This is a genomic window from uncultured Maribacter sp. (genome assembly GCF_947496775.1).
In the GTDB taxonomy this organism is placed as follows: domain Bacteria; phylum Bacteroidota; class Bacteroidia; order Flavobacteriales; family Flavobacteriaceae; genus Maribacter_B.
On the sequence record NZ_CANMDU010000001.1, the window covers coordinates 602,493 to 624,914 of the forward strand.

Here is a 22,422-nt window from a genome sequence, read left to right on the forward strand (position 1 = left end):
TTAGTAAGATAATAAAAACCTGACAATTATCATATTTTATTTGATCTATTAAAAACACCTTTGCAATAGGTATAGCAAATGTAAATAAAGAAATGACAGAATGTTTCCATTGTGGTGACGATTGTGGTAATATCCCTATAGAGTTTGATGAAAAAAAATTCTGCTGTAATGGATGCAAAACAGTCTATGAAATATTTTCAACCAACGATTTATCCTATTATTACGATATACAATCAACGGCAGGTGCCACTCCCAATGAAGTGGAAGGAAAATATGATTTTTTAGAAAATCCCGAAATCATTGAAAAACTTATTGACTTTAATGACGAAAACATACAGATACTCAATTTATATATTCCACATATACATTGTAGTTCTTGTATTTGGGTTCTAGAAAATTTAAACAAACTAAACTCCAATATTAATCATTCTCAAGTAAATTTTCCAAAAAAAACAGTTCGTATTACCTATAATCCAGAATTGATTTCTTTAAAACAGCTTGTTCTTTTATTAGCACGTATTGGATATGAACCCTATATTTCTTTAGATGATTTAGAAAAAAAAGACACCCCCATCAATAAAACTTTAATTTATAAATTGGGTGTTGCCGGCTTTGCTTTTGGAAATGTTATGTTTTTATCTTTTCCAGAATATTTTGATTTAGCTAGTAGTGCCTCTAATGGAGGGGAATACTGGTTAAACAAATACCAAGACATTTTTCGGTGGTTAATGTTTACTTTTTCATTACCTGTGGTATTCTATGCTGCCCAAGATTATTTTATATCTGCCTATAAAGGTCTCCGCACAAAACTGTTAAATATTGATGTTCCTATAGCCCTTGGAATTATAGTTTTATTTTTAAGAAGTACTGCTGAAATAATTTTTAATAGGGGGCCAGGCTTTTTTGATAGTTTAACTGGTCTTGTCTTCTTTTTATTATTAGGTAAATTTTTTCAGCAAAAAACATATTCCTTTTTATCTTTTGAAAGAGACTACAAATCCTATTTTCCAATTGCAGTAACGCGTATTCTAAGCAATGGAAAAGAAGAAACCGCTCCAATATATGATATAAAAAGAGGGGATAGAATTCTTATAAGAAACGAAGAACTTATCCCCGTAGACGGAATTTTAATTAGCGAAAAAACGCAAATCGATTATAGTTTTGTTACCGGAGAATCAGAGCCCGTTACCAAACAATCCGGAAATAAAGTCTTTGCTGGTGGAAAACAAATAAACAGTGCCATGGAAATGGAGGCTCTTAAATCGGTATCACAAAGTTACCTTACCCAATTATGGAGCAACACCATTTTTCAAGATAATAAGGCTAGTAAATTTCAGTCTATTACCGATAGTATAGGTAAGCGTTTTACCACTAGTATCTTGAGTATTGCGTTTGTTGCTACTGCTTTTTGGCTTTATTATGATAGCAGTATGGCTCTAAATGTATTTACAGCTGTATTAATAATTGCATGTCCTTGCGCTATTGCCCTTGCCTCTCCTTTTACACTAGGCAATATGTTGCGCATTTTTGGTAGCAAAAAATTCTATTTAAAAGACACCCATACCATTGAGCAACTTGCAAAAATAGATACTGCTATTTTCGACAAAACGGGAACAATCACTGCTGCTAAAAAAAGTACCGCTACTTATGAAGGATACTCTCTTAATAAAGAAGAAGAATCTTTACTAAAAAACACGCTACGTTCCTCTAACCATCCATTAAGTAGAGCGCTATATGATATTCTCTCTGAGCAAAATATAATAACGCTAGACGAGTATGAAGAACATTTAGGCAAAGGAATTTCTGGAACCAAAGCAAAGGATACCATAAAAATTGGTTCCGCAGAGTTTATTGGCAATACAGAAACAAAAGATACGGAGAATACATCTGTATATATTAGTAGTAACAATAACTATAAAGGGCGCTTTGTTTTTCATAATGAATATAGAGACGGATTATCTAACTTATTCAAAACCATGTCTCAAACATTAAACTTAGCCATTTTATCCGGAGATAATTCTGGAGAAAAATATCGTCTTGAAAAATTACTACCAAAACTAACTCCATTATATTTTAATCAAAAACCAGAAGATAAATTAGAGTTCATAAAGTCACTACAAAACCAAGGTAAATCGGTTATGATGGTTGGAGACGGATTAAATGATGCAGGTGCACTAGCCCAGAGTAATGTTGGTATAGCAATATCTGAAGATGTAAATGTATTCTCACCTGCTTGTGATGGAATTTTAGACGCAACAAAATTTAAAGATCTATATGATTTTATTATAGCTTCTAAAAAAGCCATGAGAATAATAAAGTGGAGTTTCATTTTATCCTTAGCATATAATATGGTAGGTCTTTATTTTGCAATAACTGGCCAATTACTACCTGTAATAGCAGCCATTTTAATGCCTCTAAGCTCTATTAGTGTAGTTGCTTTTACTACGATAGCAACGAACATTTTGGGGCAAAAATTGGATAAAAAAGAAATAGATGAAAAAAATTAAGAAACTGATATATGTCATATTTTAAAAATAACCCCAGGTGTATTTTTACACCCGAATTCAGGTAGGTATGAGTGTTATTTATGTGTTATTAGCAATAAGTATTATTGTTGCCATTATTTTTTTTACGGCATTTATTTTTTCTGTAAAAAACGGACAATATGATGATTCCTATACTCCTTCTGTACGAATGCTTTTTGAAGATGAGCTAGTTACAGACTATTCTAAAGAAGAAAAAACAAACAAGAATAAATCAATCCAACTAAATAAAGAGTAATTAATTATGGAAGTACAACAGTTTTATTACGACAACAAAATCGTAAAAAATTTCCTCTATGCTACTATGTTTTGGGGTATCGTGGGAATGTCCGTGGGGCTTTTATTGGCCTTTATGTTTTTGTTTCCAAATGTAACAGATGGCATATCTTGGTTAAGTTTTGGTCGTTTAAGACCGCTACATACTAATGCCGTAATTTTTGCATTTGTCGGAAACGCAATTTATGCAGGGGTATACTATTCCACACAACGTTTACTTAAGGCGAGAATGTTTAGTGATGCTCTAAGCCAAATTAATTTTTGGGGATGGCAGTTAATCATCGTCGCAGCAGCTATTACACTTCCTTTAGGATACACTTCTTCTAAAGAATATGCTGAACTAGAATGGCCCATTGATATTGCTATTGCTTTAGTTTGGGTAGCGTTTGGTGTAAATCTTATTGGTACCATGATTAAACGAAGACAACGACATTTATATGTTGCCATTTGGTTTTACGTTGCCACCTTTGTAACGGTTGCTGTATTGCATATTTTTAATAGTTTAGAACTTCCTGTAAGTGCCTTTAAAAGTTATTCTGTTTACGCCGGTGTACAAGACGCATTAGTACAATGGTGGTACGGGCATAATGCCGTAGCTTTTTTCCTAACTACTCCTTTCTTAGGATTAATGTATTATTTTGTTCCAAAAGCCGCGAACAGACCAGTTTATTCCTATAGACTATCTATTGTACACTTTTGGTCTTTAATATTTATATATATCTGGGCAGGCCCACACCATTTGCTATATTCTGCTTTACCAGACTGGGCACAAAATTTAGGTGTTGCATTCTCTGTAATGTTAATTGCTCCTTCTTGGGGAGGTATGATAAACGGATTATTAACCTTAAGAGGTGCTTGGGATAAAGTTAGAACTGACCCAACTTTAAAATTCATGGTGGTTGCTATAACAGGTTATGGTATGGCCACCTTCGAAGGGCCTATGCTTTCTCTTAAAAATGTAAATGCTATTGCTCATTTTAGTGATTGGATTATTGCCCACGTACACGTAGGTGCATTAGCATGGAACGGATTTCTAACTTTTGGTATGATATACTGGTTGGTTCCTAAAATGTTTAAAACCAGATTACACTCTAATGGATTGGCTAATTTCCATTTTTGGATTGGTACTTTAGGAATCATCCTGTATGCCTTACCAATGTATGTTGCTGGGTTTATACAAGCTTTAATGTGGAAAGAATTTAACCCCGATGGCACCTTAGTTTATGGTAACTTCTTAGAAACGGTAAATGAAATTATTCCTATGTACTGGATGCGCGCAATAGGTGGCAGCTTGTACATTGTTGGTGCATTAGTAATGATTTACAATGTAGTAATTACCATAAAAGCAGGCGAAAAAGTAGAAGATGAGTTAGCCGAAGCTGCTCCTTTAACAAGAGTATCTAAAAGGAGAACTGTTGGAGAAACATTCCACACTTGGCTAGAACGTAAACCAATACAATTAACCATTGGGGCAACTATAGCTATACTTATTGGTGGTATTGTTCAGATTATTCCGACCATTATGGTAAAATCTAATATTCCTACTATTACCAGTGTAAAGCCATATACTCCGTTAGAATTGGAGGGTAGAGATTTATACATAAGAGAAGGTTGTGTAGGGTGTCATTCACAAATGGTAAGACCCTTCCGAAGTGAAGTAGAACGTTATGGCGAGTACGCCAAAGCAGGAGAGTTTGTTTACGACCACCCATTCTTATGGGGTAGTAAACGTACGGGACCAGATTTACTCAGAGTGGGAGGAAAATATTCCGACAACTGGCACTTAAACCATATGTATGATCCACAAAGTACTTCTTCTGGTTCTATTATGCCTGCATATCAATGGTTAGTAAGAAATGAGCATGACAGAAGCGATATTCAAGCTAAAATGGAAGCAATGGTAACTCTAGGTGTTCCTTATACTGAAGAAGATATTGCAAATGCCCATGAGAATATGGCGGCACAAGCGGAGAAAATAGAAAAAAATCTATATGCAGATCCTGATTTTGCAAAAGGGTATGAAGAAGATAAAAAATATGCTGCGGAAAATGGTGAAAAGTTTGTTGAAATGAGAGACAGAGAAATTGTATCTCTAATAGCATACTTACAACGTTTAGGAACGGATATTAAGATTAAAGAAACTGATGAATTAATCTCTGAAAACAAATAAGCTATGTTCAAATTCGTAAAAGGATATATGGAAACAATAGATGGTGTAGCTACGTACCCCATGATATCGTTATTAATTTTCTTCATTTTTTTTACGCTTCTCTTCTGGTGGGTATTTACTGCCTCAAAAGAACATATCGAAGAAGTTAGTAATATCCCATTAGAAAACAATAATCAACCTAAAGAATAAAAATCATGAAAAATATATCACCTTGGTGGATCCGAGTTCCTGTAATTTTCTTCCTTATCTTCGGAATGATGGAATATTTTATTGACTCAGGAGATAAACCTGCAATCATAGAATACCCTATTACGCAATTCTTTTTGCTCATGGTTCTTCTCATTTTAATAGGAATAGAAGTAATTCTAAAATCTATTGAAAATGTTTTATACCAAACACTTTCGAAAGAAGCAAAAGCAAAATATGACGCCTCTAAAGCCAGTAAGTGGAAAACATCATCTATAGGAAGAATATATAAAAACCTAACAGGCAATAAGCCAATAGAAGAGGAAGGCGAAATAATATTAGACCATAATTATGACGGGATTAAAGAATTAGATAATAATTTACCTCCATGGTGGGTATATATGTTTTATGCTACAGCTATTTTCGCTGTTGTTTATTTTCTCCGTTTCGAGGTATTTAATGCTTACAATCAAGATCAAGAATACGAGCAAGAAGTTGCAGAAGCACAAATAGCTATAGAGGAGTACAAAAAGACTGCTAAAGGCTTGGTTGATGCTAACTCCGTAGAACTATTAACAGACCCATCGGACCTTAAAGCAGGTGAAGCTATTTTCACAGCCAATTGTATTGCTTGTCATATGGCAGACGGTGGAGGTGGAATTGGTCCCAACTTAACAGATAAAAACTGGATTCTTGGCGGGGGTATTAAAAATGTATTTAATACTATCTCTGAAGGTGGTAGAGACGGAAAAGGAATGGTAGCTTGGAAACAAAGCCTAAAACCTGCAGAAATTGCGCAAGTTGCTAGTTACGTAATTCAGGAAATTGGAAACAAAACACCTGCCAATCCAAAAGACCCAGAAGGCGATATTTGGGTAGATCCAAACGCTCCCGTAGAAACAGTTCCCGAACAAGTAATAGATTCTACTAACATTATAGTTAACGAATAGACATTTAATTAAACAACTACTTATAGGCTAGTTCTTTTCGTAAAGAAAACAACTTTAGATACGTATTTCGTACGAATAAGTACTCAAAACATTCCAATCTCGATTATCGAGTAAAGCAAGAGTCGTAATGGCACAAGACGAAAAATTTAGAGATTCTATAGGTACCATCAATGAAGAAGGGAAACGTGCTTGGGTTTTTCCTAAAAAACCTAGCGGTAAATTCTATGAATATCGCAAATGGGTGAGTTATGCCCTACTCTTGTTCCTTATAGCATCTCCTTTTATTAAAATAAATGGGAATCAATTTTTAATGTTTAATGTCTTAGAAAGACGATTTAATATATTCGGATTCCCTTTTTGGCCTCAGGATTTTCATTTGTTTGTAATCTCCATGATAATAGGAGTTATCTTCATTGCTTTATTTACGGTAGCTTTTGGACGTATATTTTGTGGATGGATGTGTCCACAAACCATATTTTTAGAAATGGTATTCCGTAGAATAGAATACTGGATTGATGGCGATCGCGGGGCTCAAATAAAATTAGAAAGACAACCTTGGAATCCTGAAAAAATAAGAAAACGCGTTCTTAAATGGACTGTTTTCTTTGTTATTTCTTTTCTCATTGCCAATGTATTTTTGGCTTATTTAATCGGTAGCGACCGTTTAATACAATACATAATAGACAATCCTTTAAACCATATAAGTACCCTAGTTTCATTATTAATTTTTACTGGAATCTTCTATTTTGTTTTTGCTTGGTTTAGAGAACAGGTTTGTATTATAGCTTGTCCATATGGCAGAATGCAAGGTGTTTTGTTGGACAATAAATCTGTAGTTGTTGCCTATGACCATAAACGCGGAGAAGGAGAAAATGGAAGGAAAAAATTTAGAAAAAATGAAGATCGTTCGGCCCTTGGCAATGGCGATTGTATTGACTGTTTTCAATGCGTAAACGTCTGCCCCACTGGCATTGACATTCGTAATGGCACCCAACTAGAATGTATTAACTGTACTGCTTGTATTGATGAGTGCGATACCATAATGGATAAAGTAAATTTACCAAAAGGGTTAATTCGTTATGCAAGTGAAGATAATATAGAAAATAAAGATAAATTTAAGTTCACGACAAGACTTAAAGGGTATTCGGCTGTTCTTTTTATTCTTATCGGAATTCTTGTAGGTATGCTATTTTTAAGAAACGAACTAGAAGCCAATATCTTAAGATTACCAGGACAATTATACGAACATAAAGAAGGAAACATTATTAGTAATGTTTACACCTATAAATTAGTAAACAAAACGTCCAGAAACATTGAAGATGTTAGCTTTAAACTACTATCTCATAAAGGAACAATAGAGTTGGTTCGTCATGAAGATTTTACTGTAAAAGCACAAGAATTAGCAGAAGGAACTTTGTTTATTGAAATTAATAATTCCGCTTTAAATGGTGACAAAGACAAATTAGAAATCGGTGTGTATAGTGGTGATAAACTCATTGAAACCACTATGGCTAGATTTTTAGCACCAAGAAGTTATAAATAACAGAACTATGAAAATAAACTGGGGAACAGGTATTGTAATTGCTTTTATTGGCTTTATTAGCTTTATTCTATTTTTTGTAGTTAGAATGAGTACCGATAATAGAGCTAATCATGATCTAGTAACTAAAGAATATTACAAAGCAGAATTGGGCTATCAAAAAGAAATAGATGCTGAAAATAATGCAAAAGAAATGAATGTCTTTCTAGAAAAAACAAAAGAAGGCCTTCTAATTAAATTTCCGAAAAATATAGATTCCCAAAGTGTAAACGGAACTTTGTCCCTATACAGACCATCTAATAAACACTTGGATTTTGACTTACCCTTAAGTCTGTCCAATTCACATTTGCTCATACCTGACAAACGTTTGTTAGATGGTCGCTGGGACATTAAAATATTCTGGAACTATAAAGGCAAAGAATATCTTTACAAAGAAAGTATTACTTATGTACAACAAAAGTAAAATGTAAATGCTACTATCTGCTATAGCTTTAGGAATAATGGGTAGTTTGCACTGCGTGGGCATGTGTGGCCCCATTGCATTTATGCTCCCGGTAGATAGAGAAAGTAATCTTAAAAAATTTACACAAATTTTTATTTACCATTTTGGTCGTTTATTAGCTTATGCGATTATGGGATTAGTATTTGGTTTTTTAGGTAAAGGCCTACAAGTATTTGGTTTACAACAAAAATTGTCAATCGCTATTGGAGTTCTAATGATTCTAATAGTTCTTATTCCATATAAAACATTTAACAAATACAATTTTTCTAAACCTGTATATAAAATTATAAGCAAGGTTAAAAACCAATTAGGAAAAGAGTTAAAGAAAAAAACTCCAGACACTTTTTTAACCATAGGTTTTTTAAACGGTTTTCTTCCTTGCGGTTTAGTATATATGGCATTATTTGGAGCCATAGCTATGGCTAACGCATGGCAAGGTTCTGTTTACATGCTTCTTTTTGGACTAGGAACCATTCCTTTAATGACCACTGCAATTTATTTTAGCAGTCTTTTAAAAGGAGTGGCAAGGCAAAAAATACAAAAAATAATTCCCGTATTTGTTATCCTTATAGGAGCTCTCTTCATTATAAGAGGATTGGGGTTAGGTATTCCATATATTTCACCTAAACCTGTAACAGAAGTAGTATCATCTGGAATGGAGTGCCATAATTAACTATCTTAACATTTTTTAAACAAATAGTCATGATTCTAAAAAAGGACATCGAAAATAGAGACGATGTAAAACTACTTGTAGAAACCTTTTACGAAAAAATTAGAGCACATCAAGTACTTGGCCCCATATTCAATTCCATTATAAAGGATTGGGATGCCCATTTAGTTCTACTTACCGATTTTTGGGAAACTCAACTTTTCTTAAAACGAAAATACCACGGCAACCCCGTTACAGCACACCAAGAGGTAGATACCAAAAGTAATGGCACTATTACCTCTGAGCATTTTGGTCTTTGGTTAAATACCTGGTTTGCTACTATTGATCAATTATTTGATGGAGAAACAGCTTGGATAGCTAAAAATAGGGCTCAAAAAATGTCTACCATGTTATTCATGCATATGTTTGAACATAGAAAAAAAAATACAGAATAGATGTTATTTCATATATACTCCCTTAATATTGTCTTTTAAAATTAGTAGTAATGCTATGGGAATAAAGATGCTTACTATGGCCAAAATAATGTCGTAATTATCTATAATGGGTTTATTCTGCCAAACACCAAATCCCTTGTAAAATATTAAAAATTCCGTAGGTAAAAAACCAATAATATACACATAAAAACTCCTTTCAGATATTCTTATAAGCCCAAAAATATCTGCAAATAAAAAGAGACCGATAGTTACCACTCCTAAGAATGTCCAATGTAAATATGCAATGGTAAAATCTAAGACTGTAGCCGCCAATGTTGCAAAATAAGGAACCGCAGAAAGCAATTGCAAAGACATTTTAAAAATTAATAAACCAACTAAGAAAGTAATCATACTTAGTTGTACATTAGAAAATAGCCCTCTATAAGTTATTTTAAGCTTTAAGAATCCCCGGAATAAATAACCAAAAGCTGCCATCTGCAATACAGCTCCAAAGCCCGCCAAATAATTAACATACACAGGAGGATTTACCCATAAAACAGAAAGTAAAAAAGTAAATACTATTCCTATATTAAAACCCCAGATAAAGCGTTCAAATTGCTTTTTTCCTAGTACTATTTCACTACTTTCCAATAAAAAAAAGAAAGCTCCTAGCAGTCCCATAATCATCCAACCGTTATATTGAAAATGCAAATAAAAATATATTGCAATTCTGTACCAGACAGAGGTTGGCCCTAAAGTATTCATTACAATACCCAATACCCATGGACCAATACTAGAGAGCAACAAATAACCCAGGGCTATTAAAAAACAGGTATAAGAATAGGTGTTCTTAATTTTTTTAGGAGTGTTCGTAACAAAAAAACATGCAAACCAATAAGACGCAAATAAAAACAGGGTAGAAAATGTAATGGATAATAAGGCATACCCTTGAAAAGGAAAACTGCATAGCATTCCCGCTAAAGTCATTTGGGTAAACCAAAAAATACGACTATAGCGTTTATCTAAATTTTGATTACTTAAATATAACCTATACAATAAAGTCGTTAAAGCCAAATAAACCCAACCTAAAAGTGCTATATGCGAGTGTGTATGTACTATAAACTTATAATTCACAGGAATATCTAACACACGAAAAAAACGCAATACAACACCTAGGAATGCAGCTATAAAAAAGTACCCGAGAGCAATTAAAATATGTTGTTTTAACTTTAAGATGGTTGGTTTCATTACGTTAAACTAATTACAATACAGCTATTAATACCTGACAAATATCATGTTTTATAGAGTAGAAAAATCGAAAATTTGCGTTTGGTAAATTAACTAATGTATTTACCTATCCAATCGTAACAAAAAAGACATGGCAAAAAAACATTCGTTTCATATTCCTGTTATGGGAATAGGCTTTACCATAGATTCTCCTTTAAAAGTTTCTCCTTTTGGAATAGACTCTGTAATTTCCTTAGTAGATGATATTCTATTAGAGAAACTTCGCAAAATGTATTGCGAAATTTCAGAATTACCCTATTCCGAAATTACAGAAAAAATGGAGGATTTTAGAGCTAAAAGAATAACTTCTTATCTTAATCTAATTCAAAATTTAGCAGAAGAAAAATTCGAGGCATTAAAAAGTGCCACGCAAGAATCGAGCAATGAAATAAAAAAATACTTTTCTATTTTACCAGATTCTTCGTCCTTAAAGCAAGAATTTAATACGTTAACGAAAGAACATTTTAACCTAGATGAAATTAAGCATTGGCTTAAAGACAATTTATCTATGGGTAGTATTGACGTTAACATAATGACCAAAGTTGACAAGGATAATTATGTAAAAAAAGAGCAATTACCTACGGAGTATAATGACGCTCATGCGGCCCTTAGAGGGTATGCAACTAGTAACCTTAACTCCTCTCTTATTCTGTCTGCTGGAATGAACCCTAGATTATATAGTTATCTAGAACAATTTGAAGATTTTTTCCCAGATGAAAACGGATACATAAAAAAGAAAATTGTTCTTAAAGTTAGTGATTATAGATCCGCATTAATTCAAGGTAAATTTTTAGCTAAAAAGGGGCTATGGGTTTCCGAGTACCGCATAGAATCTGGTCTAAATTGTGGCGGTCATGCTTTTGCGACCGATGGCTATCTAATGGGCCCGATTTTAGAACAATTTAAAAATGAAAAAGAAGATTTGGCCGCTTCTATATATTCTATTTTTGCTCCTGCCTTAGAAAGAAAAGGAAAAAAGGCTCCCAAAAACGTATTACCTATAAAACTAACCGCTCAAGGTGGTGTAGGTACATCAGAAGAGCACGATTTTATGTTAAACCATTACAACGTAGATTCTGTAGGTTGGGGAACACCTTTTTTACTAGTTCCAGAAGCTACAACTGTAGACAATGCAACCGTTAAACAACTTGTCGAAGCCAAAGAAAAAGACCTTTATCTAAGTAATATTTCTCCTTTAGGAATTCCTTTTCATAGCTTAAGAGGAAATACAAAAGATGAGGAAAAAGCAAAGAATATTGCAAAAAACAGACCCGGTAGTTCTTGCCCAAAAAAGTTCGTTTCTCTAAACAAGGATTTTGAAGATTCTGGTTTATGCGTTGCTTCTAGACAATACCAACACCTAAAATTGCAAGAACTAGATAAAGAAAAATTAACGGAGCAACAGTACAAACTTAAATACGAAAAAATAGTTGAAAAATCTTGTACTTGTGTTGGCCTAGGCACCTCTGCGTTACTTGCCTATGGTTTAGATACTAAAACAGAAGGTCCAGGTGTATCTATTTGTCCTGGTCCAAACATGGCATACTATTCTAAAATAATGAAATTAGAAGAAATGATAGATCATATTTACGGGCGTGCTAACGTTATTACTAGAACCGATCGTCCACATATGTTTATAAAAGAATTGGGTATTTATTTAAATTATTTAGAAGAAAAAATAGAAGAAACCAAAAATGTAATTACTGCCAAACAAATTAAATATCTTACTACATTTAAAAACAACTTAAATGAAGGTATAACATACTATCAAAATCTATTTATCAAAAAAGCATCTTTCTTAAAAGAGCTAGAACTTGGTAAAAGTGTATTAGATAATATGGCTATTGAAATTGAAAAAATGCAATTACCAAAACCATTAAAAAGTGCTTTAACTTAACGTTTTTTCTCCGAATAGAAGTGATTTATTCGATAATGGAGATTAACTACTCCAAGGCAAATTTCTAAATAAAAAGTAGTCTTCCATTGATGCCTCATAGATATACTATGAGGCAGCTACTTTTTTACTCTTAACCTTTAGTAAAAAACCTCGGGGCAAGCCCACGAGGCATTAGAAGGAAAATTAGCATTGATTTCGACGCAAGCGTCGGAGCATTTAAATCTCGATTATCGAGTAAACGTATTTCAATTTATAACAAAAGAAAAGGGAAGCCAACTACAACTTCCCCTTTACATCAACTAAAACTATATAAATAAATCACTAAATCCTAAACGTTACTACAGGTATATTAGAGTGGTTTGCCACATCTTCCCCTATACTTCCCATAAAAAAATGCGAGAGACCTTTACGTCCGTGCGTAGGAATACCAATAATATCTGCACCACTATGATCACTATAATTTAATATTCCTTTTTCTACACTATAGTCATTATAGATCTGTACCTCAGCACCAATAGAACCTTTACGTAAAAATTTATTAATACGCTTATACGCATCAGAGGTACTTAAAAAATCGTCTCCAGGAATATTTATAAAAATCAATTCCATTTTTGCATTTAACATATCAGAAAAAGCTTTTGCTTTTTTATAAGCTACTAAGCTTTCCTCTTTAAAATCACAGGCAAAAACGAAATTGTCTATTTTAAAATCTTGGTGTTCTTTTTTTATTACCAATACTGGTATATCTGCGTTCCTAACTACTTTTTCGGCATTAGAACCAACAAATATTTCTTTAAGTCCGTCGGTACCATGAGAACCCATGATAATTAAATCGGCATTATTTTCATTTGCTACTTCATTTACTTCACTAAACACTTTAAAGTGTTTTATAATTGGAGTAAGTTTAATGTCTTTTAAATACTCTTTATTTAAAAATTCTTTAAACCTCTTTTCTGCAAGTTTTAAAAAGAAAACAGTTTGTTCTGGATGCATTCCTCCTTCGGAAGAAATCATAGCTTGGTTTAGCTCTAACATATGCAATACTAAAATTTCTGAATTATGTTTTTTAGCTAAAGACACAGCTACTTTTAAAGCATTCTCAGATTGTTCGGAAAAATCTATAGGTACAATTATTTTTTTCATGATATTAGAATTTAAATGGTCATTGAAAATAAACGAGTTTCGGGGGATTTTCTGTGTAAAAGAACATCAAAAGCCATACATATATTACGTATAAACGGCTTCCCCTTTTGTGTCACTTGCAATGTATTTTCAGTTATAGTAACTAATTGATCCAATTGCATTTCGTGCAATTTTTCTAAAACAATTTCTATATCTTCAAAAAGCATTTTATTACTAGACCAAGAAGTCTGGTACGTACACATAAGGTTTAAAATGTGCTTCCTAATTATTTCATCTTCCTGTGTTAAAATGTGTCCTCTATATATTGGTATTATTTGGTTTTCTACTAATTGTTTATACTCTTCTAAGCTTTTTACATTTTGAGCAAAACTATACCAGCTATCGCTAATACTAGAAGCTCCTAAACCTATCATAAGCTGTGTTTTAGATGCAGTATACCCCATAAAATTACGATGCAACTTACCAGCATCCATAGATTTATGTAGACTATCGGAAGGCAAGGCAAAATGATCCATCCCTATTTCATTATACCCTACTTCCTTAAGTAATTTTTTACCTTCTTCATACTGCTCTCTCTTTTCTTCTGCAGACGGTAAATCAGAATCTTTATATCCTCTTTGTCCATTTCCTTTTATCCATGGAACATGTGCATAACTATAAAATGCTAAACGATCTGGCCTAAGCTCTTTTGTTTTTAGTATGGTCTCCTTTACATGTTCTAGAGACTGAAATGGCAATCCAAATATGATATCGTGACCAACAGAGGTATACCCTATTTCTCTGGCTATTTCCGTGGCTTTTTTTACGTTTTCAAAAGGTTGTACTCTATGTATTGCTTTTTGAACGGTTTCATTATAATCCTGTACTCCATAACTAACCCTTCTAAAACCAACATCATATAATGCTTGCAAATGCTCTCTCGTGGTATTATTAGGGTGACCTTCAAAACTAAACTCGTATCCTTCTGCTTTCTCAGCTAACATAAAAATGCCATTTATGAGCATTTTTAAATTTTCTGGAGAAAAGAACGTTGGTGTACCACCGCCAAGATGTAATTCTTTTATTTTAGGTCTTTCTGAAAATAAATTAATATATAACTCCCATTCTTTTAATAGTGTTTTTATATAAGGAGATTCTACTTCATGGCGCTTGGTAATGCGTTTATGGCAACCACAAAAGGTACATAGACTCTCACAAAATGGTAAATGTATATATAAACTTATACCCTCTTTAGCATTACTCTCTGAAAAACTCTGGGCTAGCGTAGCCTCCCATTTTTTTCCAGAAAATGTATCCATATTCCAATAAGGAACTGTAGGATAGCTAGTATACCTAGGACCTGGAATATTATATTTTTGAACTAAACTGCACATACCTGTTATTTACACCACAAAATTAGGTGCATCTAAAAGGAAAAAACATGATAAATGTCATATACGATTTCTATACATGTAAAACTTTAATAAATAAAAATTTTGGCAGGAACTAATTATTACAAAACATCCACAGTAATTACAATAAAAGTCAATTTTATTCTCTTCGTTAACCCTACTAAAAGACAGATTTAGGACAAAAAATCTATTTATTCCTATTTTCTCTTAAAATTGCAAAACAAAACGTAAAATTTAACGTTAGATTTCCATGCTAACCAAATTTTAAAATATCTTTATAGTAGTAAAAAAACTACTTTTTAACATTTTTAAATTATGACATTATTATTGATGGCAGCCGGACGCGGAAGCCGATATGGGAAGTTAAAACAATTTGATGATTTAGGGCCTAATGGAGAGCTTTTAATGGAATTCAGCATTTTTGATGCTATAGAAGCCGGATTTACCCAAATCGTTGTTATTACCCAAAAAGATAAAGTGGACTTTACACATAACCACTTAGACGAACGTATTCCTGAAGATATAGATTTGGATGTAATTGCGCAAGAAACTTTAGACTTGCCATATGGTGTTGGTTTTTCGGGAGAAAGAGAAAAACCTTGGGGAACTGCCCATGCTGTATGGGCTGCACGCCATGTTATAGAAAATCCATTTGTAGTGATTAATGCAGATGATTACTACGGAAAAAATGCATTTATAAATGCTGCTAATTTTATTAGTAACCCAGACACGGAAAATAGTTACGGACTTGTTGGCTATACTTTAAAAGATACATTATCTAATAATGGTTCTGTCTCAAGAGGAATATGTAAAATAAACGGAGATCATAATTTAGTAGCTATTGAAGAACATTTAAAGATTGAAAAGAAAAATAATACAATAACCGATTCTGCTACTGGAACTATTTTCTCTGGGGAAGAATTAGCTAGTATGAATTTTTGGATATGTCAATCCGAAATATTTGAAGCTATAGAAGAAGAGTTTATATCTTTTTTAGAAGATGAGCGCTTAATTAAAAATAGTGAACTATACCTTCCATTAATTCTAAAAAAACTAATAGAATCTGGAGAAGATTCTATAAAAGCTGTACCATCTAACGGGCAATGGTTTGGGATAACCTATGCCGAAGACCGAGAGGAAGTAGCCCAAGCCTTAAACGAAAAGGTGGAGAACAAGGAATACCCTGTTCCGCTTTGGCAAGATTAAAAAATGCGAAAGTATTCGGATAAAACTTTACATGCTATAGTATCTCATTTTATAGAAGGCGATAAAAAGTATCATTTTTCTCCTTTGACCAATGGGTTAATAAATGCGACCTTTTTAGTTTCGGATGCAAGCACTCCTATTTGTATTTTACAACGGATTAACACCAATGTTTTTCCAAATATAGATGGGTTAATGCAAAACATAACCAGAGCAGTTCATCTTTTAGAGCATAAGGAATATGCTAAAATTGAATTTCTTAAAACAGAGAAAAACCAAACATACCTTAATACAGAAAATGGTGTTTGGCGCGTAATGACCTATCTAAAAGATAGTATTGTTTATAATACTACTACCAATACAAACATTGCTTTAGAAGCTGGTAAAATAATTGGTATTTTTCATTACCAGCTACAAAAAGAATACGCCAAAGATTATACAGATACTATTCCCGATTTTCATAGTTTAGAGACTCGGAGAAAACAGTTTATACAAGCTTTAGAAACCGCTACAGCTGAAAGAAAAGAAACCGCTAAAGAGGCATTAGCCTATACCGATACTTTTTTCCAGGTACTGGCTCCTTTGGAAAATCCTAAATTACCCGCTAGGGTTTGCCATAACGACACCAAATTAAATAACATATTATTTTCCACAACTAACAATAAGGCACTTTGTCTTATAGATTTAGATACTATTATGAACGGATACTTCTTTTATGATTTTGGCGATGCTATCCGTACTATTGTAAATACAGCTCCGGAAGATGAAAAAGACCATAGCAAAATAACCTTTAATAAACAGTTGTTCACTGCATTTATAAATGGTTTAAAATGCCACTCGGGCTTTTTATCCTCTGCCGAATTAAAAACCTTACCCCTAGGTGTTATCTTTATGCCCTTTATTCATGGTTTGCGGGCTTTAACAGATTACCTCAACGGTAATATATATTACCAAGTGGCATACGAAAATCAGAATCTAGACCGAGCATTAAGTCTATTTAATTTTGCAAAAAAAGCACTTGCCGAGATAGATTTTATTACTCAGGAAATTATGCCGCTTAAACAAAGACTATTACCGAGTTCCTAAAACCAAATACGTCTTTTTAAAAGAAGATTTGGATGCTTCACAAACAGGGCAAGTATACGTTTCTGGGAGCTCTTCAAAAGAAGTTCCTGCTTTTATATTCCTTTTACTATCCCCGTAAAAAGCATCATAAATAGTAAAACAAGAATTACACTGGTGTATTTCCGAAGGCTCTTCCGGGTTTTTCTTTTCTGCTTTCTTTGTGGGCTTTTTAGGGCTTCCCAATTGTCCAAAATACTTTTTACTAAGTTCCATTAATAAACCCGGCAATTCTATTTTATCTACATCTTGGGCATATAGCTTATACCGCTGTGTATTGGGGTCAAAGTTTTTAAAATGCAGCACGTTATACGTTGGTCTAACATCAAAATCTTTAACAATACTTGGTGGCGTATTTTTTTCTATTAAAACCGATGCAAAATGGGTTCTCTTTCCGGGTGTATCACTAATACCGAAGGTAAGTCCATAGGTACTAATATCATTCTGGTCAAAACTACGCACCAAGAATTTTTTAAGCTCTAGAGCTTCCTTATCATCTACAGGCAAATGCCAATTCATTTCCAATTGCGAATGTCGAACATTAATTCCCCACTGTCCTAAGAAACGTTCTAATTGCGGCCTACTTTCTGTTTTAATTCCTTTTACGATAAAAGATTTCCAAGGTGTAATGCATATTCTACCAATACTATTGTCTAGACAGAATTCGCAAAAATGTTTTAAAAAATCTAAATCGTACTTATTATTACGCCAATATAAACCCAGCCAATACTCATCTAGGCCCATACGGTTCATCCCCTCATAGTACGGAAAAGTAATATACGGAATGTCTAATTCCTTCTCCATTACCTTATTATTGGTTTCTAACTTTTTGTTTAGGATAAAAAAGATATCGTCCACAGATGCTACCTCTTCGTAAATATCTTCAATAGCCTGCGCAATCTTTGTAATATCCCAACTGTATACTAGTACTGGGTAATAAGCCCCTTCTTGCCAACCTGGTAATTTTATATACAAATACCAATAGTCTTCACTCTCTGATGCTATAAAATTTAGATTTCCACTAAAAACGGGAACCAATCTTTGCTTAGGGTCGGTAATATTTATTTTTAGTTTGGGCAAAAAATTAAATCCCTCTAAAATATAGAGATAGGTAGAACCTTTTAACCAATGCGTCATATCAAAAATATCGGCTGCGACATAGGAACATACTATATTTTGATACGCTCTTTCTGACGCTATATCGGTATTAAACATAGATAAATTCTCCAACTGTTTTTCGGATACATCATCCAGAGGAAAAAGTAAATCTTGTCGCGAACCAAAGTAAACTTCCTTTAATCCGGCTGCTTCTAACATGGTGATGCTATCTTTTAATTCTCCTGGAGAAGTAATTCCACCTTTTATTAAAATTCTATGCAAATCGTCGTTCATACTTCTTCTTTTTAAACTGTTGCCAATTGGGAATTTAAAATTTCTTTTATTTCTGGTTTACAGCTACCACAACCTAATCCGCCCCCTGTTTGGGAACATAATTTAGTAAATTCTGTACACCCTCCTTGAATAGCTTCTATAATATTCCCTTCGCCTACTTGGCTACAAGAACATACAAGCTTGCCTTTTAAGGGCTCTGTATTACTAGCCCCACGGAGCAGTTCATTTCTTTTTTCGGAGAGTTCTATTTCTTCTTCTATCAGCCTTTTAAATTCGGCAAACTCATTCTTATCGCCCATTAAAATAGCACCTTTTAGCATATCGTCTTTTACAATACATTTTTTATAAAAACGCTTACTCACATCCATCAGAATAATTTCTTCATAGCTATCATCATTGCTGGGCGTGTAAGCCATACCAATACTACAAAGGTCTAGATTCTCGAACTTTAGAATATTCATTAATACAGAACCGTTGTACATGCTACCATAATCGCCCAACATATAATTAGCTGCAATATCTGCTTGTTGTTCAGCTGCCGATGTTATTCCGAAAAGCATATTATTAAACTCTGCAATTTCTCCTAATGCAAAAATAGAAGGGTCACTGGTTTGCAAATACGAGTTTACAACTACTCCACGACGGGTTTCTATATTGGACTGTTTTGCTAGCTCTATATTCGGCCGGGTACCAATAGCATATACTATAGCATTACATTTTACGGTACGGCCTGTTTTTAAATTCACCAAGAGAGAATGTTCACTTTCTCTTTCTTTAAATACAGTGCTTACTTCATTATCAAAATAAATGGTAATACCCCGTTCTTTAACGTCTTCAGCAAGCAAACGACTCGCTACACGATCTAACTGGCGCTCCATTAATCTTGGGGCACGTTGTACAATACTAATATTTACATCTATCTTTTTAAGTGCAGCAGCCAGTTCTAATCCTAGCAATCCGCCACCTACAATAACTACGTGTTGTTCTTCTGCGGACAAGCCCGTTTCGTCTAAGTACTTTTTAAGTTTATCGGCATCGCCACGCTCACGCATGGTAAAACGTCCTGGTAATTTCATTTGGGCATCGTCTGGAACAAAAGCTCTACTACCCGTTGCCATAATAAGCCGATCATAGGAATGCTGAACGCCTTTTTCATCGGTTACCGTTTTTCCTTCGGTATTTACCGCTACAATACCGTTTCCGGAATGTAGGTTTACCTCTAACTTTTCTAGTTCGCCTTTCTTTAGTTTTTCTAAAGCCTCCCAACCCAACTCATCACTAACATACTCAGGTAAAAGAACACGATTATAAAACGGGTCTTTTTCTTTAGAAAATACGTGTATCTGATCTACTTCGTTCTTTTCTCTGTACGATTGAATAAAACGATAGGCAGCAGCTCCTGCTCCTATTACCACCACTTTTTCCTCTTTCTTACTGAATTTTTCTACTTGTACCGCACAGTATTTAAAATCGGGTTCTTTGGAAACGGGATCTACTAAATCGTTGGTTAGGTTATTGGCTCTACCAAAATCGTTATTTAACATTTTTCCCCAATGCATGGGTAAGAAAACCACACTCTCACGAATATCAAAATTAATTTGAACCTTTACCTGTACCTCTCCCCTACGACTTTTAATTACTGCAATATCGCCATCTTTTAAATTACGTAAATAGGCATCGACCTTATTCATTTCTAAATAAGGTTGCGGAATATGGGTAAGCAAACGCTTTACTTTTCCGGTTTTTGTACGGGTATGCCATTGATCGCGTACCCTTCCTGTATTTAGGATTAAAGGAAACTCTTCGTTCGTAGTTTCGGACTGATTATATATTTGCCTTGGCGCATTAAAATGTGCCATCTTATCTTGAGTAAAAAATTCCTTGTCCTGAAAAAGTCTTGGAGTTCCTGGGTGCGTACTATGTGGTACAGGCCATTGGAAACTCCCTTCGTCCTTTAATCTATCATAAGAAAGTCCGGAAACATCTATTTTAGTGCCTTTGGTAAGTCTACAATGTTCATCATACACTTCGCTAGCATTTGTATAATCGAACCCAGTAAAATCCATTGCTTGGGCAAATTTCCAAAGAATTTCTGCATCTGGCAGTGCTTCTCCGGGAGCATCAATAACCTTTGGTAAATAACTAACCCTACGCTCGGAGTTGGTCATTGTACCCTCCTTTTCTAACCAGCCAGCGGCTGGCAACAACAAATCGGCATATTTAGTTGTTTCCGAGTTGTGCGATATATCTTGTACTACCACAAAACTAGCCTTCTCTAAAGCCCTTTCTATTTGCTTAGCATTGGGCATACTCACTACAGGATTGGTACAAATAACCCAAATAGCTTTTAAATCGCCTTTTTCCAAGGCTTTAAACATTTCTGTGGCCGTATAACCTGGTTTTCCTTGTATTTCTTTGCCTCCCCAAAAATCGGACACCTCTTTACGGTGTTCAGGATTGCTTAAATCTTTATGTGCTGCTAGTAAATTTGCCATACCACCAACTTCGCGACCACCCATAGCATTAGGCTGCCCAGTAAGGGAAAATGGCCCAGAACCAGGTTTCCCAATCTGACCCGTTAATAAGGATAGGTTGAGTAACGAAACATTTTTATCTACCCCAATAACACTTTGGTTAAGGCCCATGGTCCACATACTAATAAAACCAGAAGCATCGCCAATATATTTTGCTGCCTTACGAATGTCTTCCGCAGGAATACCACATTTCTCTGCTGCTTGGCGAACCGATAATTGAAAGGCACTCTCGCGACATGCATCGAAATTTATGGTGTGTTTTTTTATGAATTTTTTGTCTATTTTTTTCTTCTCTATTAAGCAACGTGCTATAGCATTAAACAAAATAACATCAGTACCAGGAAGAATTTGCAAATGCAAATCTGCCGATGCACAGGTTTGTGTTTTTCTTGGATCTACAACGATTATCTTAATATCTGGGTTTTCTTCTTTATGCTTTTCTATACGTCTAAAAAGTATAGGATGGCACCAAGCTGGGTTTGCTCCTGCAACTAAAAAACAATCCGCCAATTCTATATCTGCATAAGCAATAGGAACCGAATCGTCTCCCACGGTTTTTTTATACCCAACCACGGCAGAACTCATACATAAACGAGAATTGGTATCAATATTATTAGTACCAATAAAACCTTTGGTTAATTTATTTACCAAATAATATTCCTCTGTTAAACATTGCCCAGAAACGTAAAACCCGACACTATTAGGGCCATGTTTATCTATAATAGTTTTAAAAACACCAGCAGCTCTTTGAAAAGCAGTATCCCAAGAAACTCTTTGCATGGGGTGATTTCTACTATAGCGCATTTCTGGATGTAAAATACGGTCTGTAGTATCTTGAGCTACGTAATTAAGATTCATACCCTTGGAACATAACATTCCTTTGTTTACCGGATAATTTTCATCGCCTTCTACGCTAATAGTTCCTTTGTTATCTACCGAAACATCTATGCCGCAACCAACTCCGCAGTAGCTACATGTTGTTTTATGAATCTTATTTTTTTGCATTGTTCTTGTATTATGGGGCACTTATATTCTAGGTATGCAAGGTATTAAATTACGTATTAATACGTAGTAATTAATCCGTAATAGTTTGCGGTATAAAAAACAGATTTCTCAAAAACAAGAACTAAAAAAAGAGATATTTATAGTACACTTGGGTGTTTGCAGGCATCCAAGAAAAAGGTTAAATGGAAAAACCCTCCA

At 34.1% G+C, this 22,422-nt stretch carries 17 protein-coding genes; 12 read left to right on the forward strand and 5 right to left on the reverse strand.

The genetic code is table 11. The features are described 5' to 3' along the window. Positions 1 to 92 precede the first annotated feature (92 nt). From Q0856_RS02780 to Q0856_RS02820, 9 genes are all read left to right on the forward strand, one after another. The gene (locus Q0856_RS02780) at positions 93 to 2,507 is read left to right on the forward strand and encodes a heavy metal translocating P-type ATPase metal-binding domain-containing protein (protein ID WP_298502354.1); all 2,415 of its coding nucleotides are present in this window, start codon (positions 93 to 95) and stop codon (positions 2,505 to 2,507) included. Positions 2,508 to 2,574: 67 nt separating this feature from the next. Then, positions 2,575 to 2,781: a cbb3-type cytochrome oxidase assembly protein CcoS gene (ccoS, locus tag Q0856_RS02785; RefSeq protein WP_298473931.1), complete on the forward strand. Its 207-nt coding sequence runs from the start codon at positions 2,575 to 2,577 to the stop codon at positions 2,779 to 2,781. Positions 2,782 to 2,787: 6 nt separating this feature from the next. Beyond that, entirely contained in the window at positions 2,788 to 4,989 is a 2,202-nt protein-coding gene (gene ccoN / locus Q0856_RS02790) for a cytochrome-c oxidase, cbb3-type subunit I (protein WP_298473933.1), read from the forward strand. A gap of 3 nt (positions 4,990 to 4,992) precedes the next feature. Further along, positions 4,993 to 5,178, forward strand: a complete 186-nt coding sequence (locus tag Q0856_RS02795; RefSeq protein WP_298473937.1) for a CcoQ/FixQ family Cbb3-type cytochrome c oxidase assembly chaperone — start codon at positions 4,993 to 4,995, stop codon at positions 5,176 to 5,178. 5 nt (positions 5,179 to 5,183) lie between these two features. Then, positions 5,184 to 6,125 (forward strand): cbb3-type cytochrome c oxidase N-terminal domain-containing protein, encoded by a 942-nt coding sequence (locus tag Q0856_RS02800; protein WP_298502356.1) that lies wholly within the window; start codon positions 5,184 to 5,186, stop codon positions 6,123 to 6,125. A 127-nt stretch (positions 6,126 to 6,252) separates the two neighbouring features. Beyond that, positions 6,253 to 7,668, forward strand: a complete 1,416-nt coding sequence (ccoG, locus tag Q0856_RS02805; RefSeq protein ID WP_298502358.1) for a cytochrome c oxidase accessory protein CcoG — start codon at positions 6,253 to 6,255, stop codon at positions 7,666 to 7,668. A 7-nt stretch (positions 7,669 to 7,675) separates the two neighbouring features. Next, positions 7,676 to 8,128: a FixH family protein gene (locus Q0856_RS02810; RefSeq protein WP_298473947.1), complete on the forward strand. Its 453-nt coding sequence runs from the start codon at positions 7,676 to 7,678 to the stop codon at positions 8,126 to 8,128. 7 nt (positions 8,129 to 8,135) lie between these two features. Next, the gene (locus Q0856_RS02815; RefSeq protein WP_298502360.1) at positions 8,136 to 8,840 is read left to right on the forward strand and encodes a sulfite exporter TauE/SafE family protein; all 705 of its coding nucleotides are present in this window, start codon (positions 8,136 to 8,138) and stop codon (positions 8,838 to 8,840) included. 29 nt (positions 8,841 to 8,869) lie between these two features. Next, on the forward strand, positions 8,870 to 9,271 hold the full coding sequence (locus Q0856_RS02820) for a group III truncated hemoglobin (RefSeq protein WP_298473953.1): 402 nt from the start codon (positions 8,870 to 8,872) through the stop codon (positions 9,269 to 9,271). A gap of 3 nt (positions 9,272 to 9,274) precedes the next feature. Here the strand turns inward: Q0856_RS02820 and Q0856_RS02825 are convergent, their stop codons facing one another. Next, positions 9,275 to 10,498 carry a hypothetical protein gene (locus Q0856_RS02825; protein WP_298502363.1) on the reverse strand — a complete coding sequence of 408 codons (1,224 nt, stop codon included), beginning with the start codon at positions 10,496 to 10,498 and terminating at the stop codon, positions 9,275 to 9,277. A 130-nt stretch (positions 10,499 to 10,628) separates the two neighbouring features. Between Q0856_RS02825 and Q0856_RS02830 the strand changes: the two genes are divergently transcribed. Next, entirely contained in the window at positions 10,629 to 12,434 is a 1,806-nt protein-coding gene (locus Q0856_RS02830) for a hypothetical protein (protein ID WP_298502366.1), read from the forward strand. A 321-nt stretch (positions 12,435 to 12,755) separates the two neighbouring features. Here the strand turns inward: Q0856_RS02830 and Q0856_RS02835 are convergent, their stop codons facing one another. Then, on the reverse strand, positions 12,756 to 13,577 hold the full coding sequence (locus tag Q0856_RS02835; protein WP_298502368.1) for a universal stress protein: 822 nt from the start codon (positions 13,575 to 13,577) through the stop codon (positions 12,756 to 12,758). Positions 13,578 to 13,588: 11 nt separating this feature from the next. Further along, positions 13,589 to 14,950, reverse strand: a complete 1,362-nt coding sequence (gene hemN / locus Q0856_RS02840) for an oxygen-independent coproporphyrinogen III oxidase (protein ID WP_298502372.1) — start codon at positions 14,948 to 14,950, stop codon at positions 13,589 to 13,591. 333 nt (positions 14,951 to 15,283) lie between these two features. Between hemN and Q0856_RS02845 the strand changes: the two genes are divergently transcribed. Beyond that, positions 15,284 to 16,174 (forward strand): sugar phosphate nucleotidyltransferase, encoded by an 891-nt coding sequence (locus tag Q0856_RS02845; RefSeq protein WP_298502376.1) that lies wholly within the window; start codon positions 15,284 to 15,286, stop codon positions 16,172 to 16,174. A gap of 3 nt (positions 16,175 to 16,177) precedes the next feature. After that, positions 16,178 to 17,257 carry an aminoglycoside phosphotransferase family protein gene (locus Q0856_RS02850; protein WP_298502378.1) on the forward strand — a complete coding sequence of 360 codons (1,080 nt, stop codon included), beginning with the start codon at positions 16,178 to 16,180 and terminating at the stop codon, positions 17,255 to 17,257. Here Q0856_RS02850 and Q0856_RS02855 read toward each other — a convergent pair. Both Q0856_RS02855 and Q0856_RS02860 read right to left on the reverse strand, forming a co-directional pair. After that, positions 17,243 to 18,685, reverse strand: a complete 1,443-nt coding sequence (locus Q0856_RS02855; protein WP_298473972.1) for a rubredoxin — start codon at positions 18,683 to 18,685, stop codon at positions 17,243 to 17,245. The genes Q0856_RS02850 and Q0856_RS02855 overlap by 15 nt on opposite strands. Before the next feature lie 11 nt (positions 18,686 to 18,696). Beyond that, positions 18,697 to 22,224, reverse strand: a complete 3,528-nt coding sequence (locus Q0856_RS02860) for a nitrate reductase (protein ID WP_298502381.1) — start codon at positions 22,222 to 22,224, stop codon at positions 18,697 to 18,699. Positions 22,225 to 22,422 lie beyond the last annotated feature (198 nt).